Source organism: Pseudomonas sp. IT-P74 (genome assembly GCF_949768175.1).
In the GTDB taxonomy this organism is placed as follows: Bacteria; Pseudomonadota; Gammaproteobacteria; order Pseudomonadales; family Pseudomonadaceae; genus Aquipseudomonas.
The window spans coordinates 22,498-47,628 of sequence record NZ_CATKQD010000077.1; the positions used below are offsets into that span (position 1 = coordinate 22,498).

23 protein-coding genes are annotated in these 25,131 nt (G+C 59.7%); 15 read left to right on the forward strand and 8 right to left on the reverse strand.

Annotation, left to right across the window (positions count from 1 at the left end; translation table 11 throughout):
- Positions 1 to 14: 14 nt before the first annotated feature.
- Entirely contained in the window at positions 15 to 230 is a 216-nt protein-coding gene (locus ACM6J5_RS24355; RefSeq protein ID WP_007967989.1) for a TOBE domain-containing protein, read from the forward strand.
- Positions 231 to 407: 177 nt separating this feature from the next.
- On the opposite strand, the gene ACM6J5_RS24360 is transcribed toward ACM6J5_RS24355, so the two are convergent.
- The gene (locus ACM6J5_RS24360) at positions 408 to 1,046 is read right to left on the reverse strand and encodes a TetR/AcrR family transcriptional regulator (RefSeq protein WP_150672124.1); all 639 of its coding nucleotides are present in this window, start codon (positions 1,044 to 1,046) and stop codon (positions 408 to 410) included.
- 226 nt (positions 1,047 to 1,272) lie between these two features.
- Positions 1,273 to 2,649 (reverse strand): glutamine synthetase family protein, encoded by a 1,377-nt coding sequence (locus tag ACM6J5_RS24365; RefSeq protein ID WP_095081821.1) that lies wholly within the window; start codon positions 2,647 to 2,649, stop codon positions 1,273 to 1,275.
- A gap of 667 nt (positions 2,650 to 3,316) precedes the next feature.
- Between ACM6J5_RS24365 and ACM6J5_RS24370 the strand changes: the two genes are divergently transcribed.
- The 7 genes from ACM6J5_RS24370 (at position 3,317) to ACM6J5_RS24400 (ending at position 11,760) form a co-directional block, all read left to right on the forward strand.
- Positions 3,317 to 4,675, forward strand: coding sequence for a glutamine synthetase family protein (locus ACM6J5_RS24370; protein ID WP_095945579.1), 1,359 nt, complete (start codon positions 3,317 to 3,319; stop codon positions 4,673 to 4,675).
- Between the two features lie 59 nt (positions 4,676 to 4,734).
- Positions 4,735 to 6,099, forward strand: a complete 1,365-nt coding sequence (locus ACM6J5_RS24375; protein WP_095945580.1) for an aspartate aminotransferase family protein — start codon at positions 4,735 to 4,737, stop codon at positions 6,097 to 6,099.
- 187 nt (positions 6,100 to 6,286) lie between these two features.
- Complete coding sequence (locus tag ACM6J5_RS24380; protein ID WP_095945581.1) at positions 6,287 to 7,399, forward strand: polyamine ABC transporter substrate-binding protein; 1,113 nt, start codon at positions 6,287 to 6,289, stop codon at positions 7,397 to 7,399.
- A gap of 243 nt (positions 7,400 to 7,642) precedes the next feature.
- Positions 7,643 to 8,740: a polyamine ABC transporter substrate-binding protein gene (locus ACM6J5_RS24385; protein WP_095945583.1), complete on the forward strand. Its 1,098-nt coding sequence runs from the start codon at positions 7,643 to 7,645 to the stop codon at positions 8,738 to 8,740.
- Positions 8,741 to 8,813: 73 nt separating this feature from the next.
- Complete coding sequence (locus tag ACM6J5_RS24390) at positions 8,814 to 9,956, forward strand: ABC transporter ATP-binding protein (RefSeq protein ID WP_150672122.1); 1,143 nt, start codon at positions 8,814 to 8,816, stop codon at positions 9,954 to 9,956.
- Positions 9,957 to 9,991: 35 nt separating this feature from the next.
- Positions 9,992 to 10,873 (forward strand): ABC transporter permease subunit, encoded by an 882-nt coding sequence (locus ACM6J5_RS24395; protein WP_172435394.1) that lies wholly within the window; start codon positions 9,992 to 9,994, stop codon positions 10,871 to 10,873.
- Entirely contained in the window at positions 10,870 to 11,760 is an 891-nt protein-coding gene (locus ACM6J5_RS24400; RefSeq protein ID WP_008048751.1) for an ABC transporter permease subunit, read from the forward strand. Before ACM6J5_RS24395 ends, ACM6J5_RS24400 begins: the two co-directional genes overlap by 4 nt.
- Before the next feature lie 142 nt (positions 11,761 to 11,902).
- On the opposite strand, the gene ACM6J5_RS24405 is transcribed toward ACM6J5_RS24400, so the two are convergent.
- Entirely contained in the window at positions 11,903 to 12,544 is a 642-nt protein-coding gene (locus ACM6J5_RS24405) for an HD domain-containing protein (RefSeq protein ID WP_150672121.1), read from the reverse strand.
- Between the two features lie 290 nt (positions 12,545 to 12,834).
- On the opposite strand from ACM6J5_RS24405, the gene ACM6J5_RS24410 reads away from it, so the two are divergent.
- Positions 12,835 to 13,800 carry a GlxA family transcriptional regulator gene (locus ACM6J5_RS24410; RefSeq protein ID WP_095945586.1) on the forward strand — a complete coding sequence of 322 codons (966 nt, stop codon included), beginning with the start codon at positions 12,835 to 12,837 and terminating at the stop codon, positions 13,798 to 13,800.
- Between the two features lie 126 nt (positions 13,801 to 13,926).
- Here the strand turns inward: ACM6J5_RS24410 and ACM6J5_RS24415 are convergent, their stop codons facing one another.
- Together ACM6J5_RS24415 and ACM6J5_RS24420 are read right to left on the reverse strand one after the other, a co-directional pair.
- Positions 13,927 to 16,326, reverse strand: coding sequence for a penicillin acylase family protein (locus ACM6J5_RS24415; protein WP_414929493.1), 2,400 nt, complete (start codon positions 16,324 to 16,326; stop codon positions 13,927 to 13,929).
- 110 nt (positions 16,327 to 16,436) lie between these two features.
- Positions 16,437 to 17,018 (reverse strand): DUF6436 domain-containing protein, encoded by a 582-nt coding sequence (locus ACM6J5_RS24420; protein ID WP_414929494.1) that lies wholly within the window; start codon positions 17,016 to 17,018, stop codon positions 16,437 to 16,439.
- A 96-nt stretch (positions 17,019 to 17,114) separates the two neighbouring features.
- Between ACM6J5_RS24420 and ACM6J5_RS24425 the strand changes: the two genes are divergently transcribed.
- Entirely contained in the window at positions 17,115 to 18,062 is a 948-nt protein-coding gene (locus ACM6J5_RS24425) for an alpha/beta hydrolase (protein ID WP_095945597.1), read from the forward strand.
- A 49-nt stretch (positions 18,063 to 18,111) separates the two neighbouring features.
- On the opposite strand, the gene ACM6J5_RS24430 is transcribed toward ACM6J5_RS24425, so the two are convergent.
- Entirely contained in the window at positions 18,112 to 18,864 is a 753-nt protein-coding gene (locus tag ACM6J5_RS24430) for a DUF2059 domain-containing protein (RefSeq protein WP_414929495.1), read from the reverse strand.
- 108 nt (positions 18,865 to 18,972) lie between these two features.
- Here ACM6J5_RS24430 and ACM6J5_RS24435 point away from each other — a divergent pair, with 108 nt between their 5' ends.
- Both ACM6J5_RS24435 and ACM6J5_RS24440 read left to right on the forward strand, forming a co-directional pair.
- A complete protein-coding gene (locus ACM6J5_RS24435) occupies positions 18,973 to 19,605 on the forward strand; it encodes a 2OG-Fe(II) oxygenase (protein ID WP_150672114.1) in 633 nt (210 codons plus the stop codon).
- A gap of 2 nt (positions 19,606 to 19,607) precedes the next feature.
- On the forward strand, positions 19,608 to 20,093 hold the full coding sequence (locus ACM6J5_RS24440; RefSeq protein WP_414929496.1) for a DUF523 domain-containing protein: 486 nt from the start codon (positions 19,608 to 19,610) through the stop codon (positions 20,091 to 20,093).
- Between the two features lie 143 nt (positions 20,094 to 20,236).
- On the opposite strand, the gene ACM6J5_RS24445 is transcribed toward ACM6J5_RS24440, so the two are convergent.
- Entirely contained in the window at positions 20,237 to 20,821 is a 585-nt protein-coding gene (locus ACM6J5_RS24445; RefSeq protein WP_095945601.1) for a transporter substrate-binding domain-containing protein, read from the reverse strand.
- A 135-nt stretch (positions 20,822 to 20,956) separates the two neighbouring features.
- Here ACM6J5_RS24445 and ACM6J5_RS24450 point away from each other — a divergent pair, with 135 nt between their 5' ends.
- A complete protein-coding gene (locus tag ACM6J5_RS24450) occupies positions 20,957 to 21,382 on the forward strand; it encodes a DUF4399 domain-containing protein (RefSeq protein ID WP_095945602.1) in 426 nt (141 codons plus the stop codon).
- A 61-nt stretch (positions 21,383 to 21,443) separates the two neighbouring features.
- Here the strand turns inward: ACM6J5_RS24450 and serA are convergent, their stop codons facing one another.
- On the reverse strand, positions 21,444 to 22,673 hold the full coding sequence (serA, locus tag ACM6J5_RS24455; RefSeq protein WP_095945603.1) for a phosphoglycerate dehydrogenase: 1,230 nt from the start codon (positions 22,671 to 22,673) through the stop codon (positions 21,444 to 21,446).
- A 206-nt stretch (positions 22,674 to 22,879) separates the two neighbouring features.
- On the opposite strand from serA, the gene ACM6J5_RS24460 reads away from it, so the two are divergent.
- The gene (locus ACM6J5_RS24460; RefSeq protein WP_095945604.1) at positions 22,880 to 24,274 is read left to right on the forward strand and encodes an FAD-binding oxidoreductase; all 1,395 of its coding nucleotides are present in this window, start codon (positions 22,880 to 22,882) and stop codon (positions 24,272 to 24,274) included.
- 38 nt (positions 24,275 to 24,312) lie between these two features.
- Positions 24,313 to 24,978 (forward strand): fumarylacetoacetate hydrolase family protein, encoded by a 666-nt coding sequence (locus ACM6J5_RS24465; protein WP_095945605.1) that lies wholly within the window; start codon positions 24,313 to 24,315, stop codon positions 24,976 to 24,978.
- The last annotated feature ends 153 nt before the right edge of the window (positions 24,979 to 25,131 follow it).

The window sequence follows — 25,131 nt, forward strand, 5'->3', positions numbered from 1 at the left end:
CAGGAATCAACATCATGACTATCAAGGCCATCAACGTTCGTAACCAGTTCAAAGGCTCCATCAAGGAAATCGTCCTCGGCGACGTGCTCTCGGAAATCGACGTGCAGACCGCTTCCGGCATTGTCACTTCGGTGATCACCACGCGCTCGGTGAAAGAGCTGGAACTGGCGGTTGGCAGTGAAGTAATCGCGTTTGTGAAGTCCACCGAGGTGTCGATCGCCAAGTTGTAAGCCGCATGCGCAAACGACAACCCCCGAAGGGTTTGAGCCCTTCGGGGTTTTTTTATGTGTGCTTGTCTTGGGGTAAGTGGTGCGGCCTTCGCGAGCAGGCTCGCTCCCACAGGGGAATGCATTTCAAATGTGGGAGCGAGCCTGCTCGCGAAGAGGTCGGTAAGTCCAATCAAGAAATCAGGCTGGAACGCTGCGCTTGGGCAGATAGGGCGGCAAATACAACCCCACATAAGCATCAAACACCCGCATCCCTTCCTCGGCCATGCGCGGCGTAATCTGCCCGTGCTGTTGGACCGAGCGTGCATACACCCGGTCGCCGAGCTCCATGGCCAGGGCGAACACATCGACATCGCTCGGCAATCTCGGCAGCTCGAAGTGATGGTCGAACAGCTTGTGCATCAGGTCGCCGAGTTCGATGTCGTGCTGACGGTCAGCCTGGGTGACTTCGGTCAGGCCGTGCTGGGCCAGAATGAGTTGGCGGGCGGCGGCGTCCTCTGCATAGATGTCGAGCATGCGTTGTTCCACCAGTCGCGACAGATCGCGCCAGCCATTCAAGGCGAGGTGATCGATGGGGGCTTGCAGGCAGGCGCGGAAGGCCGCATGGACGTCGGCGGTCAAGGCTTCGAGCAACGCCGGCACGCTGGCGAAGAAGTGGTAGACCGAGGAGGGCGGAATCTCCGCGCGCTCGGCGACGCTGTAGATCGACAGACTGGCCACACCCTCGGCGGCCAACAGCGTGCGGGCGGCATCGAGTATCGAATCGATCCGGGCCTGGCTGCGTGCGCGGGGTTTGCGGGGGGTGGCTACGCGTGTCATTGGAGTCTCCTGCGGGGCAGCGGGCATTGTACGAGCAGGGTTGTGTGTTGTCTGCCAGGACGCTATCGCTAACAGGCTAGCTCCCACAGGGATTTCCGGTGTACACAGAATTTATGTTCACTGGAGATCAACTGTGGGAGCTAGCCTGCTAGCGATCCGCCGCAGGCGGCCATAAAAAAACGCCGCAGGCTGTGAGGCCTGCGGCGTTGTTTTTTACAGCAACCACTTAAACGGTATGCAGGTACCAGTTGTACTCAAGGTCGGAGATGGAGTGTTCGAACTCCTCCAGCTCGCTCTCTTTACAGGCCACGAAGATATCGATGTATTTCGGATCGATGTACTTGGCCATGACTTCGCTGTCGTCCAGCTCGCGCAGTGCATCACGCAGGTTGTTCGGCAGGCTCTGCTCGTTCTGCTCGTAGCTGTTGCCTTCCACCGGGGCGCCAGGCTCGATCTTGTTGACCAGACCGTGGTGCACGCCTGCCAGGACCGAAGCCATCAGCAGGTACGGATTGGCATCGGCGCCGGCTACACGATGCTCGATGCGCACGGCGTCGGAAGAACCGGTCGGTACGCGAATCGCAACGGTACGGTTATCCAGGCCCCAGCACGGCGAGTTCGGCACGTAGAACTGTGCGCCGAAACGACGGTAGGAGTTGACGTTCGGGCAGAGGAAAGCCATCTGTGCCGGTAGGGTCTCGAGCACACCGCCGATCGCGTGACGCAGTGCGGCGTTCTGCTCGGGATCCTCGCTGGCAAAAATGTTCTTGCCGTCTTTGTCGAGAATCGAGATGTGGACGTGCAGACCATTACCCGCCTGGCCTGGGTAAGGCTTGGCCATGAAGGTAGTGTCCATTTCATGGTCGTAGGCGATGTTCTTGATCAGGCGCTTGAGCAGGACCGCGTAGTCGCAGGCCTTGATCGGGTCGGCCACGTGGTGCAGGTTCACTTCGAACTGCGCCGGGGCACTTTCCTTGACGATGGCGTCGGCCGGAATGCCTTGCTCTTTTGCACCTTCCAGAATGTCCTGGAGGCAGTCGACGTATTCGTCGAGGTCGTCGATCAGGTAGACCTGAGTCGAGTGCGGACGTTTGCCGGAAACCGGCGAGCGAGGTGGTTGCGGACGACCGTTCACGTTCTCCTGGTCGATCAGGTAGAACTCCAGTTCGAACGCGGCGCAGATGGTCAGGCCCATTTCGTCGAACTTGCGCACGACATTGGCCAGCACTTCACGCGGGTCGGCGAAGAATGGCTCGCCTTCGAGTTCGTGCATGGTCATCAACAGTTGCGCGGTCGGGCGCTTCTGCCATGGCTCGTTGCACAGGGTATCGGGGATTGGATAGCAGATTCGGTCAGCATCACCGATGTCCAGGCCCAGGCCGGTGCTTTCCACCGTCGAGCCATTGATATCCAGAGCAAATAAAGAGGCCGGCAGGTTGATGCCTTTCTCGTAAACCTTGTGGAGGCTGGTGCGTTCAATGCGCTTGCCGCGCACCACACCATTCATATCCGCAATCAGAAGGTCAACGTACAGAACCTCAGGATGTTCCTTAAGGAACGCGTTCGCTTCGTTAAGCTGAACGGCACGCGGGGGTACCGACATGATGCAACACCTTTGTTGTTAAAAATATCAATCATTGATCTTTTCAGATTCCAGTCAACCCGAACGGCATGCCGAAGTCAAGCGAGGCCTTTTTTGCCCTAAAAAAGCGCTCGTGTGGCTTTTTTGAGGCACTTTGGGGCGTTTTTATGCCCTTGGCCTCCATGGCGCCCGCAGGCTTGAGCGGGCCGTGTTGTATTTTTTACGGGGGTGTTGTGTAAAAAAATGAACAAGGCTAAGCTCGAATCAAACCCATAACAGCAATAATACCGGGGTGCTTCATGTCTCGCCTGCCGATAATCGGCGTCACCGACTGCTCAAGACAGGTCGGTCGGCATGTTTATCACATCAGTGATGACACGTCCGTCCGTTCCGTGGCCTCAGCGGTTCCGGTGATCCTCCCATCCGTGACGGTTCGACCGTCCCCGTCCGATATTCTGGACGGTCGAGATGGCACCCCCATTACGGTTACTCCATTCAATATAGAACCGATTCACAATAGCGGCCTGACCATCGTTCAGGGCACCGCTCGCGATTCTGCACGTCCGGCCTCTGCAGCCGTGTCGGCAAGCACGATAATCTGCCGCGCAAACGCTCTACAACGCGACGCCGATGCGTCAAACAACGCCTGACCTTAAAAGGGCCAGACAACTCAAGCCTAGAGGCATTTATGAGTAACAACCTCGACCAGCTCACCGATTGGTTGAAAAACCACAAGATCACAGAAGTCGAATGCATGATCGCCGACTTGACCGGGATTACCCGGGGCAAGATTTCGCCGACCAACAAATTCATCGCCGAAAAAGGCATGCGCCTGCCAGAAAGTGTGCTGTTGCAGACAGTGACCGGCGATTACGTCGAAGACGACATCTATTACGAACTGCTCGACCCGGCCGACATCGACATGATCTGCCGTCCCGACCAGAGCGCGGTGTACCTGGTGCCGTGGGCCATCGAGCCGACCGCCATCGTCATCCACGATACCTACGACAAACAAGGCAACCCGATCGAGCTGTCGCCGCGTAACGTGCTCAAGAAAGTCCTGAAGCTCTATACCGACAAAGGCTGGCAGCCGATCGTGGCGCCGGAAATGGAGTTTTACCTGACCAAGCGCAGTGACGACCCGGACTACCCATTGCAACCGCCGATCGGTCGTTCCGGTCGTCCGGAAATCGGTCGCCAGTCGTTCTCCATTGAAGCGGCGAACGAATTCGATCCGCTGTTCGAAGACGTCTACGACTGGTGCGAACTGCAGGACCTGGACCTCGATACGCTGATCCACGAGGACGGCACGGCGCAGATGGAAATCAACTTCCGTCACGGTGATGCCCTGTCCCTGGCCGACCAGATCCTGGTGTTCAAGCGCACCATGCGCGAAGCCGCGCTCAAGCACGACGTGGCCGCTACCTTCATGGCCAAGCCGATGACCGGCGAGCCGGGCAGTGCCATGCACTTGCACCAGAGCATCATCGACATCGAGACCGGCAAGAACATCTTCTCCAACGACGACGGGACCATGAGCCAGTTGTTCCTGCACCACATCGGTGGCCTGCAGAAACTCATTCCCGAGCTGTTGCCGCTGTTCGCCCCCAACGTCAACTCGTTCCGCCGCTTCCTGCCGGATACCTCGGCGCCGGTGAACGTGGAGTGGGGCGAAGAGAACCGTACCGTGGGCCTGCGGGTTCCGGATGCCGGGCCGCAAAACCGTCGGGTGGAAAACCGCCTGCCGGGCGCCGACGCCAACCCGTACCTGGCGATTGCCGCGAGCCTGCTCTGCGGTTACATCGGCATGGTCGAAGGCCTGAACCCGAGTGCACCGGTGGTGGGTCGTGGTTATGAACGCCGCAACCTGCGCCTGCCGCTGACCATCGAAGACGCGCTGGAACGCATGGAAAACAGCGCGACCATCGAGCGGTACCTGGGCAAAAATTTCATCACTGGCTACGTTGCGGTCAAGCGGGCCGAGCATGAAAACTTCAAGCGCGTGATCAGTTCGTGGGAAAGGGAATTCCTGCTCTTTGCCGTCTGATGCGCCGGGCGCCGCCGCTGTCTGGCGGCGCCTTCACCTGATTTTTTTAGGAGATTCGTATGACCAGCAACAATCCGCAAACCCGTGAATGGCAAACCCTGAGCAATGATCACCACCTGGCTCCGTTCAGCGACTTCAAGCAGCTGAAAGAGAAAGGCCCGCGAATCATCACCAACGCCAAGGGCGTTTACCTCTGGGACAGCGAAGGCAACAAGATTCTCGATGGCATGGCCGGCCTGTGGTGTGTCGCGATTGGTTATGGTCGCGATGAACTGGCCGACGCCGCCAGTAAACAGATGCGCGAACTGCCTTACTACAACCTGTTCTTCCAGACTGCGCACCCGCCGGTACTGGAACTGGCCAAGGCTATCGCCGACATCGCGCCAGAAGGCATGAACCACGTGTTCTTCACCGGTTCCGGCTCCGAAGGCAACGACACCATGCTGCGTATGGTTCGTCACTACTGGGCGATCAAGGGCCAGCCGAACAAGAAAGTCATCATCAGCCGCAAGAACGGCTATCACGGTTCCACCGTGGCCGGCGCGAGCCTGGGTGGCATGACGTACATGCACGAACAGGGCGACTTGCCGATCCCGGGCATCGTTCACATTGCCCAGCCGTACTGGTTCGCCGAAGGCGGCGACATGACCCCGGAAGAGTTCGGTGTATGGGCGGCCAACCAGCTGGAAGAAAAGATTCTGGAAGTCGGCGTCGACAACGTCGGTGCCTTTATTGCCGAGCCGATCCAGGGCGCGGGTGGTGTGATCATTCCGCCAGAGACCTACTGGCCGCGCATCAAGGAAATCCTCGCCAAGTACGACATCCTGTTCGTGGCGGACGAAGTGATTTGCGGTTTCGGTCGTACCGGCGAGTGGTTCGGTGCCGACTTCTACGACCTCAAGCCAGACATGATGACCATCGCCAAGGGCCTGACCTCGGGCTACATCCCGATGGGTGGCCTGATCGTGCGTGATGAAGTGGTGGACGTGCTCAACGAAGGCGGCGATTTCAACCACGGCTTCACTTACTCAGGTCACCCCGTAGCGGCTGCGGTGGCTCTGGAAAACATCCGCATCATGCGCGACGAGAAGATTATCGAGCGCGTACATGCAGAAACGGCACCGTATTTGCAAAAGCGTCTGCGGGAACTGAACGATCACCCGCTGGTGGGTGAGGTTCGTGGGGTGGGTCTGCTGGGGGCCATCGAACTGGTCCAGGACAAGGCCACGCGCAAGCGTTACGAAGGCAAGGGCGTCGGCATGATCTGCCGCCAGTTCTGCTTCGATAACGGCCTGATCATGCGCGCCGTCGGCGACACCATGATCATCGCTCCGCCACTGGTGATTACACCGGCGGAAATCGATGAGCTGGTGACCAAGGCTCGCAAGTGTCTTGACCTGACCCTGAGTGCATTGCAGGGCTAAGTGCTAGGCTCTGAGCGGAAGTCCAAAGTTCTGCATATGAAGTAGGAGCTTTCGCTCGGAACCGTCAGAAAGCGTGGCCTTTCCTTGAAAGACCGATGTGGATCTTGCCAGACTAGCCGCGGTTCCAGCTGCCCGGGTTCGGTTGCTGAACAAGTGGTTCAAAAAAGAAAAATTTGGAGCATTACGCATGAAGGCACTAGGTAAAAAGCTCGCTGGCAAGACTCTGCTTGCCATGTCCGTGATGGGTTTTATGGCGGGCGCGGTTCAGGCCGATGACAAAGTACTGCACGTGTACAACTGGTCCGACTACATCGCACCGGACACCGTCAAGAAGTTTGAAGACGAGTCGGGCATCAAGGTTGTCTATGACGTCTTCGACAGTAACGAAACCCTGGAAGCCAAGTTGCTGGCAGGCAAGTCCGGTTACGACATCGTTGTACCGTCGAACAACTTCCTGGCCAAACAGATCAAGGCTGGCGTCTACCAGAAGCTGGACAAGTCCAAGCTGCCTAACTGGAAGAACCTGAACACCGACCTGCTCAAGGCCGTTTCCGTGAGCGACCCGGGCAACGAGCACGCCTTCCCGTACATGTGGGGTTCGATCGGTATCGGTTTCAACCCGGAGAAGGTCAAGGCTGCACTGGGTGCCGACGCGCCGACCAACTCCTGGGACCTGCTGTTCAAACCTGAAAACGCCGCGAAGTTGAAGTCGTGCGGTATCAGTTTCCTCGATTCGCCAACCGAGATGATTCCGGTGGCGCTGCACTATCTGGGCTATCCAACCGACAGCCAGGACAAGAAACAACTGGCCGAAGCCGAAGCGCTGTTCCTGAAAATCCGTCCTTCGGTAGGTTACTTCCACTCGTCCAAGTACATCTCCGACCTGGCCAACGGCAACATCTGCGTGGCCGTGGGTTACTCGGGTGACATTTACCAGGCCAAGTCCCGCGCGGAAGAAGCCGGTGGCAAGGTGAAAGTCAGCTACAACATTCCCAAAGAAGGTGCCGGCAGCTTCTACGACATGGTCGCCATCCCTAAAGATGCCGAAAACGTCGAAGGCGCCTACAAGTTCATGACCTTCCTGCAGAAGCCGGAAATCATGGCTGAAATCACCAACGCCGTGCGTTTCCCGAACGGTAACGCGGCTGCAACTGCGTTGGTCGATAAAGACATCACCAGCGACCCGGGTGTTTACCCACCGGCGGACGTGCTGGCCAAGCTGTACGCGATTGCCGACTTGCCGGCCGCGACCCAGCGGATCATGACCCGCAGCTGGACCAAGATCAAATCCGGTAAATAAGTAATTAACTTGTAGGAGCGAGCCTGCTCGCGATGAACCTGAGAGCGCCGCGGGGTGTCAGGCACCCATCGTTATCGTTGACGACCATCGCGAGCAGGCTCGCTCCCACAGGTGCAACTGCATAAAAGTTTTGCTGGAACGGTTTTTCGAGGGTAAGTTGCGCGCCGGTTTTGTTGCCGGACAACCACGGTTGTCATGTAACGCGGGGCAACTTTGGCCCAACTAATTTCAGAGGACCTCCACTTGCCTATTTTTTCTATGTTGCGTAATGCCTTGCTGGTGGGTGCCGGGCTGACAGTTGCTGTCAGTGTTCAGGCCGCCGGTACCGTGCATATTTATAACTGGTCGGACTACATCGGCGAGACCACCCTGGCCGATTTCCAGAAAGAGACCGGTATCAAGCCGGTTTATGACGTCTTTGATTCCAACGAAACCCTGGAAGGTAAATTGCTGGCCGGGCGTACCGGCTACGACGTGGTCGTGCCGTCGAACCACTTCCTCGGCAAACAGATAAAGGCCGGGGCATTCCAGAAGCTCGACAAGTCGCAACTGCCGAACTATTCCAACCTCGACCCGGTGCTGCTCAAGCGCCTGGAGCAGAACGATCCGGGCAACCTGTACGCCGTGCCGTACCTGTGGGGCACCAACGGCATCGGTTACAACGTCGACAAGGTCAAGGCTGTGCTGGGTGTCGATACGATTGATTCGTGGGGCGTACTGTTCGAGCCGGAGAACATCAAGAAGCTGCAAAGCTGTGGTGTAGCCTTCCTCGATTCCGCCGATGAAATGATGCCGACAGTGCTCAACTACATGGGCCTGAACGCTAACAGCACTGATCCCAAGGACTATGAAAAGGCCACCTCCAAGTTGCTTGCAGTGCGCCCTTACGTGACCTACTTCCACTCCTCCAAGTACATCGCGGATCTGGCCAACGGCGACATCTGCGTGGCGATCGGTTTCTCCGGCGACATCTTCCAGGCCAAGAACCGCGCCGAAGAAGCCAAGAAAGGCGTGAACATCGCCTACTCGATTCCGAAAGAGGGCGGTGCACTCTGGTTCGACATGCTGGCGATTCCGAAGGACTCGGCCAACGTCAAGCAGGCCAACGCTTTCATCAATTATTTGCTCAAGCCTGAGGTGATTGCCCAGGTCAGCGATTACGTCGGCTATGCCAACCCTAACCCGGGGTCGGACAAACTGATGGAACAGTCCATTCGCACCGACGAAGCGGTTTATCCACCGCAAGCGGTGCTCGACAAGACCTACGTGTCGGTCGAGTTACCACCGAACATTCAACGTTTGATGACCCGCAGCTGGACCAAGGTCAAGTCGGGTAAATAGCTTCAAGGCTCAAACTATCCAAGGTTGGCTCACCTTGAGCGAACTGCACTCTTTTTTTCTGGGAGTTTCGTAAATGGCAGTTGCCTCCGGCGCCTATAAGAAAGCCCTCGAGGGCGACCAGCAACCTAAACAGGTGCTGGTCAAAATCGACCGGGTCACGAAGAAGTTCGACGAGACGATTGCCGTGGACGATGTGTCCCTGGAAATCAAGAAAGGCGAGATTTTCGCCCTGCTCGGCGGTTCGGGATCGGGCAAATCCACTTTGCTGCGCATGCTCGCAGGTTTCGAACGGCCCACGGAGGGGCGCATTTTCCTCGATGGCGTAGACATCACTGACATGCCGCCCTACGAGCGGCCGATCAACATGATGTTCCAGTCCTACGCCTTGTTCCCGCACATGACCGTGGCGCAGAACATTGCCTTCGGCCTCAAGCAGGACAAGCTGCCCGCCGCTGAAGTCGATGCGCGGGTGGCCGACATGCTCAAGCTGGTACAGATGAGCCAGTACGCCAAGCGCAAGCCGCATCAGTTGTCCGGCGGCCAGCGTCAGCGTGTGGCCCTGGCCCGTTCCCTGGCCAAGCGTCCGAAGCTGTTGCTGCTCGACGAGCCGATGGGTGCACTGGATAAAAAGCTGCGTTCGCAAATGCAACTGGAGCTGGTGGAGATCATCGAGCGCGTCGGCGTAACCTGCGTCATGGTGACCCACGACCAGGAAGAGGCCATGACCATGGCCGAGCGCATCGCGATCATGCACCTGGGTTGGATCGCCCAGATCGGCAGCCCGATCGACATCTACGAAACCCCGACCAGCCGTCTGGTCTGCGAATTCATCGGTAACGTGAACATCTTCGACGGTGAAGTGATCGACGATGCCGAAGGCCACGCGATCATCACCTGCAAGGACCTCGACCGGAAGATCTACGTGGGCCACGGCATCAGCACCTCGGTGCAAGACAAATCCGTGACCTACGCGATCCGTCCGGAAAAACTGCTCGTGACCCCGACCGTGCCGACCTGCGAATACAACTGGTCCAGTGGCAAGGTGCACGACATCGCCTACCTGGGCGGGCACTCGGTGTTTTACGTCGAACTGCCAAGCGGCAAGCTGGTGCAGTCGTTCGTGGCCAACGCCGAGCGTCGCGGGCAGCGTCCGACCTGGGGTGATCAGGTCTACGTGTATTGGGAAGACGACAGCGGCGTGGTGCTGCGCTCATGAACATGCGCAAACTCAAGCGTCGACTCAATCGAATAATTCCCGGTGGCCGTCAGATGGTCATCGGGGTTCCCTTCATCTGGCTGTTCCTGTTCTTCATGCTGCCGTTCTTCATCGTATTGAAGATCAGCTTCGCCGAAGCGGACGTGGCCATTCCGCCCTACACCGAAATCTACAGCTACGCCGAGCAGAAGCTGCAGTTGCTGCTCAACCTGGGCAACTACGCGATGCTGGCCGGTGACGAGTTGTACATCGCCGCTTACCTCGGCTCGTTGAAGATGGCGCTTTTCAGCACCATCCTCTGCCTGGTGATCGGCTATCCGATGGCCTACGGCATCTCCGTTGCGCGCAAGGAAGTGCAAACGGTACTGGTGCTGCTGATCATGATGCCGACCTGGACCGCGATCCTGATCCGCGTTTACGCGTGGATGGGCATCCTCAGCAACAATGGCCTGCTCAACGGTTTCCTGATGAGCATGGGCTGGATCGACGAACCGCTGCAGATCCTCAACACCAACCTGGCGGTCTACATCGGCGTGGTTTATTCCTACCTGCCGTTCATGATCCTGCCGCTGTACGCCAACCTGGTGAAGCACGACCAGAGCCTGCTGGAAGCTGCGTCGGACCTGGGTTCGAGCACCTTCAACAGCTTCTGGAAAATCACCGTGCCGCTGTCGAAAAACGGCATCATCGCCGGCTGCATGCTGGTGTTCATCCCGGTGGTGGGCGAGTTCGTGATCCCGGAACTGCTCGGCGGTCCGGAAACCCTGATGATCGGTAAAGTGCTCTGGCAAGAGTTCTTCAACAACCGTGACTGGCCGGTGGCGTCTGCCCTGGCGGTAGTGATGCTGGCGATCCTGATTGTGCCGATCATCCTGTTCAACCGCAGTCAGGCCAAGGAAATGGAGGGTAAAGAATGAAGCGCTTCCGTTTCTCCAGCCTGATGCTGGTACTGGGTCTGTTGTTCATCTACCTGCCGATGCTGATCCTGGTGATCTACTCGTTCAACGCCTCCAAACTGGTAACGGTGTGGGGTGGCTGGTCGATCAAGTGGTACGTCGGCCTGCTCGACAACAGCCAACTGATGGGCTCGGTGGTGCGCTCGCTGGAAATCGCCTGCTACACGGCGGTGGCGGCGGTGGCACTGGGTACACTGGCGGCGTTCGTCCTGACGCGCATTACGCGCTTCAAGGGCCGCACGCTGTTCGGTGGCCTGGTGACTGCGCCGCTGGTCATGCCTGAGGTGATCACCGGTCTGTCGCTGTTGCTGCTGTTCGTGGCCATGGCGCAGATGATCGGCTGGCCGCAGGAGCGCGGCATCGTCACCATCTGGATCGCCCACACCACGTTCTGTGCGGCCTATGTGGCGGTGGTGGTGTCGGCGCGCTTGCGCGAGCTGGACCTGTCCATCGAAGAGGCGGCCATGGATCTGGGTGCGCGGCCGTGGAAGGTGTTCTTCCTGATCACCATCCCGATGATCGCGCCTTCGCTGGCGGCGGGCGGCATGATGTCCTTCGCGTTGTCCCTCGATGACCTGGTGCTGGCGAGCTTCGTGTCGGGCCCGGGTTCCACGACCCTGCCGATGGAAGTTTTCTCGGCGGTACGTCTGGGGGTCAAGCCCGAGATCAACGCCGTGGCCAGTCTGATCCTGTTGGCGGTGTCCATCGTGACTTTCATGGTCTGGTTCTTCAGCCGTCGTGCGGAAGAAAGCCGCAAACGTGCGATCCAGCAAGCAATCGAAGAGGCAGCAGCCGATTCGTGGAAGCAACCGGATGTGCGTCGCGCACAGGCCCCGGAAGCGGCTTGAGCCTGAAGTCGGGTTGGCCACGGTTTTGTGGTCTACCCAATCCCCCTGTAGGAGCGAGCCTGCTCGCGATGACGGAGTGTCAGTCGACTGAATTGTTGCCTGACACAGCGCTATCGCGAGCAGGCTCGCTCCTACAGTGGTTTTAGGCAATCCAGGGAGATTTGCGGATGACCTCGACGAAGTTCATCGGCTTGAACCCCGGCTCCTGATCCACCAGCACATCAGTCTTCACGTTGCCGAACGTGGTCTGGGGGCGATGACGCAAGCCGTCGGCAAACGCGCAGATGATGCACTCCTTGAATCCCTCGCCCCGTGGATGCGCATGCACCACTGCTTCGCGCTGCGCGCTGGAAAATGCTGCGTAGTCCATGCCCAGCACGTCCATCTCGACGCCCGCCGTGACCAGCGCCACGGTAGGCCGCAAGTGCCGGGGCACGCCCGGGGTGGTGTGCAGGGCAATCGATAGCCAGACCTGTTCGATGTCGTCATCGCTCAACCCGTAGGGCTTGAGGAACGCCGCTGCGGCGTTGGCACCGTCGACTTCGAAGCGCTCGTTGTCGCTGCGATGACCTTGCACCAGGCCCAGGTCATGGAACATCGCGCCGACGTACAGTAACTCCGGGTTGTAGGCCAGTTGCTTGCGCTCGCCGCTCAGTGCGCCGAACAGGAAGACCCGACGCGAGTGGTGGTAGAGCAGGTCGGACTCGATGTCACGGATGTATTCGGTGGTGGCCTTGGCCAGTGCGCTGTCGGGGATCCTGATGCCGGCGATGGTGGTGCTCATGGAATTTTCCTCGTCGTGATGAGGGTTTCAGTCTGTTCCGGTCCCCGAAACCGGACAATCGATCCATGGCTGCGATCCCGGCCAATGAGCGTGCATATCGCGCCAACCTCGCTTGTTGGGCGTGGATTGGCTAGGGTGCACGCAGACCCTGTAGGAGCGAGCGTGCTCGCGATGGACGTCAACGATGACGGGGGCTGTCTGGATGTACGCGGTGCCCTCACGTCCATCGCGAGCAGGCTCGCTCCTACAGGTGAGCGTTGCATTCAGTGCCATGAGAGGCGTTTCGAACCATGAGTAAAACCGTAGCCATCGTGGTGTTCGCTGGCGTCCAGTCGCTGGACGTCACCGGCCCCATGGATGTGTTTTCCGAGGCCAATCGTTTTCTTGCTGCGCAAGATCACTATCGTCTTGAGGTGATCGGCGTCGAGCGCGGGGTGATGGCGTGCTCCAACGGTTTGGCACTCAATGCCCATCGGCATTTCAGCGAAGCGCTGGAGCCGTATGACCTGTTGCTGGTGGCTGGCGGGCCGCAGTTGCCGTTCATGGATTTCGGCATGACATTCGATGGCTGGTTGCGCGATGCCTGTGCGCGGGCCAAACGCTTTGGCTCGATTTGCAACGGCGCGTTCATGCTCGCTCGGGCGGGGTTGCTGGAGGGGCGCACGGTCACCACGCACTGGCAGGACGCCTCGGATCTGGCGGCGCTGTGTCCCTCGTCCCGGGTGGAAGCGGATCGGCTGTATGTCGAGGACGGTGAGCTGTTCACCTCGGCCGGTGTCACTGCGGGGATCGATCTGTCGTTGTATCTGTTGGGCCGGGATCACGGGCCGGAAGTTGCACTGAGCGTCGCAAAGCGACTGGTAGTGTTCACCCAGCGTTCGGGCGGGCAGTCGCAATTCAGCCCGTTCCTTACGCCCCACGCCGAACCTACTTCTGCGGTGGCAATGGTCCAGCATTACGTGCTGGCCAATCTGACGGGCGACCTGACCATCGCCGACCTGGCCAATGCCGCCAACATGAGTGCGCGCAACTTCTCCCGGGTGTTCGCCAGGGAAGCGAAAATCACCCCGGCCGAGTTCGTTGAGCGCGCACGGGTCGATGCGGCACGGACGCTGCTGGAAAGCACCCGCGCGCCGCTCAAGACCGTGGCCTATCAATGCGGTTTTCGTGATGCTCAGCACATGCGCAGCGTGTTCAATCGCCGATTGGGAGTGACGCCGCAGCAGTTCAGGTTGCATTTTGCGGCGATGGTTTGAGCCAGGAGTTGCGTTGGTCTTGCGGGCCCCATCGCTAGCAGGCTAGCTCCCACAATGGATCTGCATGCACCGGACCAATGTGGGAGCTAGCCTGCTAGCGATGAGGCCAGTCCTGTCGACACCGAATTATGGCGCAGCCCGCGCCGGCAACAGCTTCAAGGTACTGCGGGCATTGGCCGTGACTTCTTCATCATTGAGATGCGCCTGGAAGTACATCCCCTCGATGTAGGCCTCGGCCTGATCATCATAGTGACTGTCGAACAGGACGCCGCTCTGGCCGACCGGGTTGACGGTCAGGCTGTGGGCCGGGTCGGCGAAGTCGATCAGGCGCCGGGTCGAAGGGCCGTAGGTGACAGGCCACGGAGCCGGGCCGATCTTCGCCGAGAGGTTGTTCGGCACTTCATGGCTGCCCGGTGCGGCGAAGGGGCCGACATTGAAGAACAGGTCCAGCGGCTTTTTCTGCCCCAACGGATGGCCATGGGTCAATGTGTGCGCGCTGCTCCACTGCCATTGCGAGGCGTCTGCGCCGAGGGTGCTCTTGAGGTGCGCGAGGCTGGCTTGCCAGGCGGTCTTCACCGTATCGCCCCGGGTTTCCTTGCCCTGGGTGGTGCGGTTGTCCCACCACGGTGAATCGGCGCTGGCGGCCAAGCGGGGGAGCGTGGCGTCGATCACCCGGGTCGAGAGCAGTGTTTCGAAGAAGTCGTTACCCAGCTCATCGTGCATCGTCGCGTCAGCCAGGTTGAACAGAAACTGGTTGAACAGCGTGGCGCTGGTCGAGTCGATCGGGTAATCGCCTTGCCACTGGGCCAGTTGCTCCACCAGTTTGAGTTCGGCGGGATCGCTCACCACTTCGTGCAATACCGGCAACAGCGGTGCCAACAAGCGTGGGCCGTAAGCGGTAGTGGTGCCCAGTTGCAGCTTCTGGCTGTTTTCCAGATTCCACTTGACCGCTTTGTCGCTGAGCTGACGATTGAGCTGTTGGCCACGGTCGGCAAGGTTGTAGTAGCCGGGAATCTCCATGCCGGTCGGCGACACTGGTTGGAAGTTGGCCGAGACAATGTAGCCCCGCGCCGGGTTTTCTTCCTGGGGGTTGGCCGTGAACGGGTAGAAGCCGTCCTTGTCCGCCTCGGTGGTGCTGCCGTCGAGGATGAACCACGGGCGTACACCCGCCGGGCGTTTAGGCAATTGCGCCGCCGCCCACCAGCCGATGTCACCCTTGGCATTGGCCCAGACAACGTTAAGGCCCGGGGCCTGGATTTTCGACGCGGCACCGCGGGCCTTGGCCAGGGTGTCGGCGCGATTGAGCTGGTAGAAACCTTCCAGGATCGGGTTCTGGCTTTCGAGAAACGCCCACCACATGGCAATCGGCGTTTTTCCGGCGCCGCTGCTCAAGGCATCGTTGACGATCGGGCCGTGGGGCGATTGGCGCAGCACCAGCGTCACCGGTGCCTGGCCCTTGACCGCGATCTGCTGCTCGCTGGTCGTCATGTCCACCCACTTGTCGCGATACCAGACCTGATTGGGGTTGTCCGGGTTGACCTTCTCGGCGATCAGGTCAAGGTCGTCGTTCTGGAACATGGTGATGCTCCAGCCGAAGTCGTGGTTCATGCCCAGCGAAGCGAACGGCATCAGGGCCTGATAGTGGCCGTAGAGTTCGAAGCCCGGCGCAGAGAGTTGCGCTTCGTACCACACCGACGGCGCGGAAAAGCGGATATGCGGATCACCCGCCAGCAGCGGCTTGCCGCTTTGGGTGCGGCTGCCCGCGACGACCCAGGCATTGCTGCCCTCGAACTGTGGCAGGCCGTTGTCAGCCAGGGCTTGTTCGCTCAGGCGGGCGAGGGCGTTGAGGTCCTTCCAGTCGACGCTGGCCAGAGTGGTGCCGGTCCCGTTGAGCACGCCCTTGGGCTGCCAGTCGAGATCGAAGACGCTCAGGTATTCAGGTCCCAGTTGATCGCGAACGAATGTCAGCAAGGGTTCGGTACGAAACGCGGCGGCAAAGCTGTAGGCCATGTAGCCGGCGATGCTGATGGTGTCCTGGGCCGTGAACGGGCGTTTTGGAATGCCCAGCACATCGAACTCCACGGGTTTGGCGTGGCTGCCCTGATACTGGTTGATGCCATCCAGGTAGGCCTGCATGGCGATGAAGGAGGGCGACTGCTTGTCGAGGTTCGCCAGGTAGGTTTCGGCGCGTTCGCGGATGCGCAGGCTGCGCATCAGTTTGTCGGTATCGAGCAGTTTCGGCCCGAGCACTTCAGCCAGTTCGCCACGGGCCAGGCGACGCAGGACTTCCATCTGGAACAGGCGGTCCTGGGCTTGCACATAGCCGAGGGCGCGGTACAGGTCGGTTTCGTTGTCGGCTCGGATATGCGGGACGCCGCGCTCGTCGTAGCGCACGGTGACGGAGCCTTGCAGGTGTTGCAGTTCCACCATGCCCTGGCGTGACGGCTGCTTGCTGTAGAGGTACCCGCCGGCTCCGGCGGCCAGCATGACGATCAACAGAGCGAGAGCGGTCAGGCTGTGTTTCATGGGGACTCCTTGTTGTTATGAGTGACGGCAATTCCTGGTGCCACTGTTTAACACGGCCCCTGCGTTGGATGCATCGCCCGTAGGAGGGATTCGTATTGGCGAGTCTTTCCCTATTTAGTTGGCTCGACAGGCCACGGGCAGTAACACCCCACGGCCAGTGTGTGCGTGGCACTCACCGCACGCCCCTCATCCAGCGCTTGCAGGATCGGTTCGATAAAGCTGTTGCTCGAGTTGCAGGTCAGGCCTTCGCTGTAGGGGCCGAAGTACGCCAGTTTGCCGCTGCGATCCCAGATCGCCACCGCCGGGCTGGCGGGGATCTGTTCGGAACCGGGCAGGACGTCGATGGTTTTCAGGTTGCTCAAGGTGCCCGGCAACTGGCCGTGGCTGCCGGGTTTTTGCACGGCATAGAATTCCACGCCATGGGGAACGTAGCGCTCGACCAGTTCGGTCAGGTGTTGTTGATTGCCGACATTGCACGGGCAGGCCGGGTCCCAGAAGTGCACCAGGCGGATGGCGCCGGGGCCGGCGAGGGATTCGGGAAGGCGTAGCGGATCGCCGGAAAACATCGCGGTGTGCTCGCTGAACGCCCGCAGGTAACGCCCCTGGAACCAGTTGTAGGCCGCCCACCACATGCCGGCACACACCACGGCGAGCAGGCAGGCAAACAGGGTGGCGCGAAAGGGCGAGCGCATCGGTTCAGTCCTCGAAGGTCGGCTAGCTTGCCATGCTTGCCGCGACAGATGAATATCGCAGGCCTATAAAGTCCGTTTCACGTTCTGGAATCGTCCATGCCGGCCACTTTCGACCCCGATCTTCTACGTGCAAGTCTGCTGCCATTGGCGGCCGGGCAGCCGTTGTCGGCGCAGGCGCAGGCTTACCAGCGATTCTACGGGCTGGATTTTGCTCCGCGTCAGGTGCGCAGCGGCCTTGGGCGATTCGAGGTCGACGGTTATGAGCTGGTCAGCCAGTTCTGGTGGCCCGAGCGGGCGAAGGCGACGCTGTTTGTCATCCACGGTTTCTACGACCACACCGGGCTCTATCGGCATGTGATCGAATGGGCGTTGGACCAGGACTTTGCGGTGATCGCCTGCGACTTGCCGGGGCATGGCTTGTCCAGCGGCGAACGGGCGAGCATCAAGGATTTCGCCGAGTATCAGGACGCATTGCAAGGCTTGTTCGGCGAGGCGCAATCCCTTGATTTGCCGCAACCGTGGCACCTCTGCGGGCAGAGCACCGGCGGGGCGATCGTGATCGATCATGTGTTGAATGCGGGGGCGAGCAGCCCGGCCCAGGGCCAGGTGATTCTGCTGTCGCCGCTGGTGCGGCCGCGGGCGTGGGGTTGGTCGCAGCTGAGTTATTACGTGCTCAAGCCTTTCGTCAAAGCCATTGCCCGGCGCTTCAGCGAGAACTCCAACGACCCGGCCTTTCTGCCGTTCCTGCAAGCCGATCCGTTGCAGCCGCTGCGCCTGCCGACAGCCTGGGTGGGCGCATTGGCACGCTGGATAAAACGTATCGAGGCCGCCCCCATGAGTACCCGCCGGCCGCTGATCGTGCAGGGGCAGGCTGACATGACGGTGGATTGGGAGCACAACCTGGAAGTGTTGCGGGGCAAGTTTGATCGGCCGCAGGTGCTGATGCTGCCCGAGGCGCGGCATCATCTGGCGAATGAAACACTGGTGATGCGGGAGGAGTATTTCGGGTTTTTGACCAGGCGGATCAAGGGCCGAAATCCTTAGCGCCAGTTCCGGCCCCATCGCGAGCAAGCTATCTAGAGGCTGCCGAAGATCACTGGGTCAGATTCGAATTGCTCTGCCCCACTGCCAACCCCGCCCGAATCGCAGCCAATGCGGCCTGATAATAAGCCTGCCCTTCCGCCGATTCGGCAAAGGTCGCGAATTCTTCCAGTTCGTCGTCCGACAGATCGCGATAGACATACAACAGTGTGTTGTTCAGGTCGCCGCCGATCTGGTCCATCAGGCGCTGGCGCTGGCCGTTGAGCATGCCCTGGGCCTGACCGGCACCGAGCAACCCCGGGATCATCGAACTCAAGCTGTCGGCGGCGACGCCGGCAATCGCCAGGCTGACTTCCGCGCCGGCCTCGCGTGCGGGCAGGGCTTGTGCCAAATGGCCGATGATCAGCAGGCGGCTGTCGCTGGCCTGCATCTTCGGCAGACCCTTGGCGTTTTTCGCCAGTTGGTCGCGACGGGTTGCCAGCAGTTCGGCGGCGACGACTTTCTTGCCCAGGGGTGACTGGAAAAACGTCAGCGCGGGTTTGGGGTTGGCGAGGTTCTTGCGCAATTGCGCTTCGGCGCGCTGGTCCACGGCCTGGGCGGAAAATCGCTGATTGCTGTTATTGACCAGTGCCTGAAACACCGCCGGTGGCAGGCTGCCCTGGTAGCGTTGCTGAGCGGCCGAGAGGGCGTCGCTGAAATGCGCGCGTTGTTCCGGCCAGCCGGCGACCTTGTACAACTGGTCGTGGCCGTCTGCCCAGGCGGGCAAAACGCAGAACATCAACAGTGATAAAAGCAAACGGCGCATAGGGACTCCTGTCAGCAGGCGACTATTCTCCGTGCGGCATCCCTGCTTGTCGAGAATTCGTATCAACCCGCTGCGCGGCTCTGTCGGATTTCCGGGCACAGGAATACTATGCGCGCCATGCAAATATCCTCTGATCACCCGCTGCTGCTACGAATTGTCGACGACCTGGCCGAGCACGGCTGGTCGCAACAGAATATTTTCCTGCCTCTGGATCTGACCCGGGCGCTGGCGGCCGAGTGTCGCAAGCGTGCCGCTGAGGGTGAGCTGGCTCCGGCCGCCGTGGGCCGTGGACCGTTTTCGGAAATCCGCGAGGGGATTCGTGGCGACCATATCCAGTGGATCGACCCCGGCCAGGCCGAGGCGTGCGACAGCTACCTGGGTTTGATGAACAGCCTTCGCGAGGCGATCAATCGTGGTCTGTTTCTCGGCCTGGAGGATTTCGAAAGCCATTTTGCGATGTACCCGCCCGGAGCCTTCTATCTGAAGCACGTCGACCGCTTTCGCGATGACGACCGGCGCATGATTTCGGCAGTGGTTTACCTCAATGACGGCTGGCTTCCTGAACACGGTGGCCAGTTGCGCATGTACCTCGACAATGATCGCGTCCAGGACGTGCAACCTATCGGTGGCTGCCTGGTGGTGTTTCTCTCCGGCGAGGTTCCCCACGAAGTCCTGCCCGCGACCCGGGATCGCCTGTCGCTGACCGGCTGGTTCCGCCGGCGCGGCAACGAGCCGTTCTGATCATGCGGAAAATTCTCGTCAGCCGTTGCCTGTTGGGCCACCGGGTTCGTTACGACGGCGGGGCCAGCGGGCCGTTCGATCAACTTCAGCAGTGGCTTGACGAGGGCAGGGTCGTGCCGTTGTGCCCGGAAGTGGCCGGCGGTTTGCCAACGCCTCGGGCGGCGGCGGAAATTCCAGGCGGGCAGGGCACGCAAGTCCTCGATGGCCAGGCGTTGGTGATCACCACCGAGGGCGAGGACGTCAGTGCGCAGTTTCTGTTGGGGGCGTATCAGGCACTGGAGTTGGTGCAGAAGTATGGCATCCACATCGCCGTCCTCAAGGCCAACAGCCCGTCCTGCGGCAATCTGCTGACCTATGACGGGACGTTCAGCGGCGTGAAGGTCAGTGGCGAGGGCGTGACGGCGGCGCTACTCAAGCGCCACGGGGTGCAGGTGTTCAGTGAGCTGGAGTTGCCGCAAGCGGCGCGGGCATTGGCAACACTCGATTAACGAGCGACACAAGACACTGTAGGAGCGAGCCTGCTCGCGATGAGGCCAGTAGTCCAGCAAACATGGATGTTTGAATGTCAGGCCGCCATCGCGAGCAGGCTCGCTCCTACAGGATCAGCTTTCAGTCCAGACCTGCAACAACTTCAAGGTTTGGGTACCACACCCGCTTCCGCCCCCAACCACTTCTGCTCCAACGCTTGCAGTCGCCCGTCATCCTTGATCCGCTGCAGCGCGTTTTCCAGGCTGGCATGGAACGCCGGATTACCCTTCTGAAACGGAATCGCCAGGCTCACGGCCGGGTCGGATTTGGGCTTCTCTTGCGTCAGCGACTGCACCAGCAAAATGGAGCGCGGCTCTTCTTTCTGCGCGATCAATTGCGCATGGGTTTGAATGTAAGGCTCGCTGAAGTCGAAACGATCCTTGAGATCCGGGGTCACTGCTATGTGGTTGATAGCGATGTCGTATTTGCCGCTTTCGACGCCGGTCAACAGATCGCTGCCGTCGGTGACGACAAAGTCGGCCCGGACATCGAGTTCACTTGCCAGCAGTTGGCCCAGTTCGACTTCGAAGCCGGTGAGCCTGTCGTCATCCTTGAAATTGAATGGAGGAGTGTTGGCTTCAACGGCAATGCGCAATTCGCCCCGGTCGTTGACGTCATCTATCAGTTCGGCATGAGCCAAAGGGCTCAAAAGGGGTAGCAGGCAGATCAGGCCAGGCAGAAAGCGCATGGTCACTCCTTTGAATTTATTATCGCGACCCTCTGATTCAGGCTCGCTTTGCTATGGTTGTCGAGTGCCTTCGACAACAAATGGCCATGAAGTTGTCATGGTCACGCGGATTTTACGGAAAAACTGGAGAAGAGAATGAAAACCTTTATGTCACGTGCTGCTTTGGCTGGCGTGTTGATGGGTGTTTCGGTGCTGGCCAGTGCTGCAACCCCGGCCCCGAAAGGCGCCGAAGTGTCCATCGTGTCTCCCGAGGACGGTGCGACGATTCCGCAGACAGTCGTCGTCAAGTTCGCGGTCGAGAACATTGCCCTGGCACCGGCGGGCGATACCACCAAGAACACCGGTCATCACCACGTGCTGATCGACGTCGATGAGCTGCCGGCCGCCGGTGCGCCGATCCCCAAGGATGCCAACCACCTGCATTTCGGCGGTGCGCAGACCCAGGCTGAAATAACGCTCACCCCGGGCAAACACACCTTGCAGCTTGAACTGGGCGATAGCAACCACATGCCGTTCGATCCACCGATCGTTTCCGAGAAGATCACCGTCAACGTCAAGTAACGTTGTTGCGTGAATGAAAAAGGGAGCCCGAAGGCTCCCTTTTTTGTCGCTCAGGTCGTGATCAGAACAACACACGGCTACGGATGGTGCCGTTGACGTGTTGCAGCTTCTCTTGCGCCAGGTCCGAGTACTCGGCGTCGACGTCGATTACCACGTAGCCGACTTTCTCGTTGGTCTGCAGGAACTGACCGGAGATGTTGATGCCGTTTTCGGCAAAGACCTTGTTGATCTCGCTGAGCACGCCCGGAATGTTTTCGTGGATGTGCAGCAGGCGGTGCTTGCCAGGGTGAGCCGGCAGGGCCACTTCCGGGAAGTTCACGGACGATACCGAAGTACCGTTGTCGCTGTACTTGACCAGTTTTTCCGCCACTTCCAGACCGATGTTGGCCTGGGCTTCAGCGGTGGAGCCACCGATGTGCGGGGTCAGGATCACGTTGTCCAGGCCACGCAGCGGGCTTTCGAACTCTTCGTCGTTGGAGCGTGGCTCCACCGGGAATACGTCGATGGCCGCGCCGATCAGGTGTTTGTCCTTGATCGCGTCCGCCAGGTGGTCCAGTTCGACCACGGTGCCGCGGGCGGCGTTGATCAGGATGCCGCCTTTCTTGATGGCGCGGATTTCCTTCTCGCCCATCATCCACTGGGTGGCGGCGGTTTCCGGTACGTGCAGCGAAACGATGTCGGACATCGCCAGCAGTTCGTGCAGGTTGCCTACCTGAGTGGCGTTACCCAGTGGCAGCTTGGTGATGGTGTCGTAGAAGTACACCTGCATCCCCAGGCCTTCCGCCAGGACCGACAGTTGAGTACCGATCGAGCCGTAACCGACGATGCCCAGCTTCTTGCCGCGGATCTCGAAGGAGTTGGCCGCGCTCTTGATCCAGCCGCCACGGTGGCAGGAAGCATTCTTCTCAGGGATGCCGCGCAGCAGCAGGATCGCTTCGGCCAGCACCAGCTCCGCTACGGAACGGGTGTTGGAGTACGGTGCGTTGAACACCGCGATGCCGCGTTCGCGGGCAGCGTCCAGGTCGACCTGGTTGGTACCGATGCAGAAACACCCTACAGCCACGAGCTTCTTCGCGTGATCGAAGATCTCTTCGGTCAGTTGAGTGCGGGAGCGAATGCCGATGAAGTGAGCATCGGCGATCTTTTCCTTGAGCTGGGCTTCCGGCAGAGAACCAGTGAGGTACTCGATGCTGGTGTAGCCCGCCGCCTTGAGGACGTCGACAGCCGATTGGTGGACGCCTTCGAGAAGAAGGAACTTGATCTTGCTCTTATCGAGAGAAGTCTTGCTCATCTGCGTAAACCTGTATCCCGGAGAAAAATGGCAGGAAAGGGAGCAGCCCGGAGCTGACCCGCACGGCAGGAAAGCCGTCACCGCAGAACAGCCCTTGGGCACTATCCTGCGGGGTCGTTATGCTAGCATATGCACCCCGCTAAACACTCATTCCTGCGACGTGAAGCGTTCTCAGGATGACCATGAATTGTTCGAGAGTTCTGTCGATGACCAATCCTGCCCTGATTGAAGAGCTGAAGACCCTGGTTGAGCCTGGCAAGGTGCTGACCGATGCCGACTCCCTGAATGCTTACGGAAAGGATTGGACCAAGCATTTCGCCCCGGCCCCGACTGCCATCGTGTTCCCCAAGACTACCGAGCAGGTCCAGGCCATTGTCCTGTGGGCCAATAAACACAAGGTGGCGCTGGTGCCGTCCGGCGGTCGTACCGGGTTGTCTGCCGCTGCGGTGGCAGCCAGTGGCGAAGTGGTCGTGTCCTTCGACTATATGAACCAGGTCCTCGACGTGAACCTCACCGACCGCACCGCTGTTTGTCAGCCGGGCGTGGTCACCAAGCAATTGCAGAACGTCGCTGAAGAAAAAGGCTTGTACTACCCGGTGGACTTCGCATCGTCCGGCTCGAGCCAGATTGGTGGCAATATCGGCACCAATGCCGGCGGGATCAAGGTGATTCGCTATGGCATGACCCGTAACTGGGTCGCTGGCATGAAAGTGGTCACCGGCAAGGGTGACGTGCTGGAACTGAACCGTGACCTGATCAAGAACGCTACCGGCTACGACATGCGCCAGCTGTTCATTGGCGCCGAAGGCACCCTGGGGTTTGTGGTCGAAGCGACCATGCGCCTGGACCGCGCGCCGAAAAACCTCACCGCGATGGTTCTCGGCACCACCGATTTCGACTCGATCATGCCGGTGCTGCACGCTTTCCAGAGCAAGCTTGACCTGACCGCCTTCGAATTCTTCTCCGACAAAGCCCTGGCCAAAGTCATGGCCCGTGGCGATGTACCGGCGCCATTCGAAACCGATTGCCCGTTCTACGCGCTGCTGGAATTCGAAGCGACCACCGAAGAAGTGGCCAACCACGCCCTGGAAACCTTCGAGCACTGCGTCGAGCAAGGCTGGGTGCTGGACGGCGTGATGAGCCAGAGCGAAACCCAACTGCAGAACCTGTGGAAGCTGCGCGAATACATCTCCGAAACCATTTCCCACTGGACGCCGTACAAGAACGACATCTCGGTCACCGTATCGAAAGTTCCGGCATTCCTGAAGGAAATCGACGCGATCGTCGGCGAACACTACCCGGACTTCGAAATCGTCTGGTTCGGCCACATCGGCGACGGCAACCTGCACTTGAACATCCTCAAGCCGGATGACCTGAGCAAGGATGAGTTCTTCGCCAAGTGCGCCACCGTCAACAAGTGGGTGTTCGAAACCGTCGAGAAGTACAACGGTTCGATCTCCGCCGAGCACGGCGTGGGCATGACCAAGCGTGACTATCTGACCTACAGCCGCTCGCCGGTCGAGATCGAGTACATGAAAGCGGTCAAGGCGGTGTTCGACCCGAACGGCATCATGAACCCGGGCAAGATTTTCGCTGTTTGATTTTCGAACTTTAAGAGCCAAAGAAGCAGGAGTCGGTAATGAGCTATCAGCACCAGTATGTCGACGGTACGCGCATTCACTTCCCGCTGGGGAAAGTGGTGTGCATCGGCCGTAACTACGCCGAACACGCCAAGGAACTGGATAACCCGGTGCCGACCGAGCCACTGCTGTTCATCAAGCCGGGCAGTTGCGTGGTGCCGCTGGAAGGCGGTTTCAGCATTCCGACCGACCGCGGTTCGGTGCATTACGAAGCGGAAATCGCGGTATTGATCGGCAAGCCATTGTCGACCAAGCCGAGCCGTGAAGAAGTGCTCGACGCCATCTCCGGTTTCGCTCCTGCCCTGGACCTGACCCTGCGCGACAAGCAGGCCGAACTGAAATCCAAGGGCTTGCCCTGGGAAATCGCCAAGTCCTTCGATGGTGCGGCAGTGCTGGCTCCGTTCGTGTCCGGCAGCACCTTTGCCGACCTGACCGACATCGGCATCCGCCTGACCATCAACGGTGAAGTGCGCCAGGACGGCAACAGCAGCGCAATGCTCAACCCGATCGTGCCGATGATCCAGCACATGGCCGGCTGCTTCTCGTTACAGGCCGGGGACGTGATCCTCACCGGCACGCCGGTGGGCGTTGGTCCGCTGAATGTCGGTGACGAGATCGTTCTGGAATTGCCGGGCGCCAGCAGTTTCACCAGCAGCGTTCGCTAGTTGTAACACCGCTGTACCCTGTGGGAGCGAGCCTGCTCGCGATAGCGGTGTGTCATCCAATATCTTTGTTGGCTGACACGCCCCCATCGCGAGCAGGCTCGCTCCCACATTGGTTTTGCCGTGGCATGTAGATTGGCTGCCCTGTCATTTCCC

Excerpts from the sequence above, each read along its gene's own strand:
- ACM6J5_RS24465 (WP_095945605.1), top strand. The coding sequence starts at position 24,313 with ATGAGCTATCAGCACCAGTATGTCGACGGTACGCGCATTCACTTCCCG.
- ACM6J5_RS24410 (WP_095945586.1), top strand. The coding sequence starts at position 12,835 with ATGAGTAAAACCGTAGCCATCGTGGTGTTCGCTGGCGTCCAGTCGCTG.
- ACM6J5_RS24420 (WP_414929494.1), bottom strand. The coding sequence starts at position 17,018 with ATGCGCTCGCCCTTTCGCGCCACCCTGTTTGCCTGCCTGCTCGCCGTG.
- ACM6J5_RS24435 (WP_150672114.1), top strand. The coding sequence starts at position 18,973 with ATGCGCGCCATGCAAATATCCTCTGATCACCCGCTGCTGCTACGAATT.
- ACM6J5_RS24460 (WP_095945604.1), top strand. The coding sequence starts at position 22,880 with ATGACCAATCCTGCCCTGATTGAAGAGCTGAAGACCCTGGTTGAGCCT.
- ACM6J5_RS24450 (WP_095945602.1), top strand. The coding sequence starts at position 20,957 with ATGAAAACCTTTATGTCACGTGCTGCTTTGGCTGGCGTGTTGATGGGT.
- ACM6J5_RS24355 (WP_007967989.1), top strand. The coding sequence starts at position 15 with ATGACTATCAAGGCCATCAACGTTCGTAACCAGTTCAAAGGCTCCATC.
- ACM6J5_RS24415 (WP_414929493.1), bottom strand. The coding sequence starts at position 16,326 with ATGAAACACAGCCTGACCGCTCTCGCTCTGTTGATCGTCATGCTGGCC.
- ACM6J5_RS24370 (WP_095945579.1), top strand. The coding sequence starts at position 3,317 with ATGAGTAACAACCTCGACCAGCTCACCGATTGGTTGAAAAACCACAAG.
- ACM6J5_RS24360 (WP_150672124.1), bottom strand. The coding sequence starts at position 1,046 with ATGACACGCGTAGCCACCCCCCGCAAACCCCGCGCACGCAGCCAGGCC.
- ACM6J5_RS24425 (WP_095945597.1), top strand. The coding sequence starts at position 17,115 with ATGCCGGCCACTTTCGACCCCGATCTTCTACGTGCAAGTCTGCTGCCA.
- ACM6J5_RS24400 (WP_008048751.1), top strand. The coding sequence starts at position 10,870 with ATGAAGCGCTTCCGTTTCTCCAGCCTGATGCTGGTACTGGGTCTGTTG.
- ACM6J5_RS24405 (WP_150672121.1), bottom strand. The coding sequence starts at position 12,544 with ATGAGCACCACCATCGCCGGCATCAGGATCCCCGACAGCGCACTGGCC.
- ACM6J5_RS24440 (WP_414929496.1), top strand. The coding sequence starts at position 19,608 with ATGCGGAAAATTCTCGTCAGCCGTTGCCTGTTGGGCCACCGGGTTCGT.
- ACM6J5_RS24380 (WP_095945581.1), top strand. The coding sequence starts at position 6,287 with ATGAAGGCACTAGGTAAAAAGCTCGCTGGCAAGACTCTGCTTGCCATG.
- serA (WP_095945603.1), bottom strand. The coding sequence starts at position 22,673 with ATGAGCAAGACTTCTCTCGATAAGAGCAAGATCAAGTTCCTTCTTCTC.
- ACM6J5_RS24375 (WP_095945580.1), top strand. The coding sequence starts at position 4,735 with ATGACCAGCAACAATCCGCAAACCCGTGAATGGCAAACCCTGAGCAAT.
- ACM6J5_RS24390 (WP_150672122.1), top strand. The coding sequence starts at position 8,814 with ATGGCAGTTGCCTCCGGCGCCTATAAGAAAGCCCTCGAGGGCGACCAG.
- ACM6J5_RS24365 (WP_095081821.1), bottom strand. The coding sequence starts at position 2,649 with ATGTCGGTACCCCCGCGTGCCGTTCAGCTTAACGAAGCGAACGCGTTC.
- ACM6J5_RS24430 (WP_414929495.1), bottom strand. The coding sequence starts at position 18,864 with ATGCGCCGTTTGCTTTTATCACTGTTGATGTTCTGCGTTTTGCCCGCC.
- ACM6J5_RS24445 (WP_095945601.1), bottom strand. The coding sequence starts at position 20,821 with ATGCGCTTTCTGCCTGGCCTGATCTGCCTGCTACCCCTTTTGAGCCCT.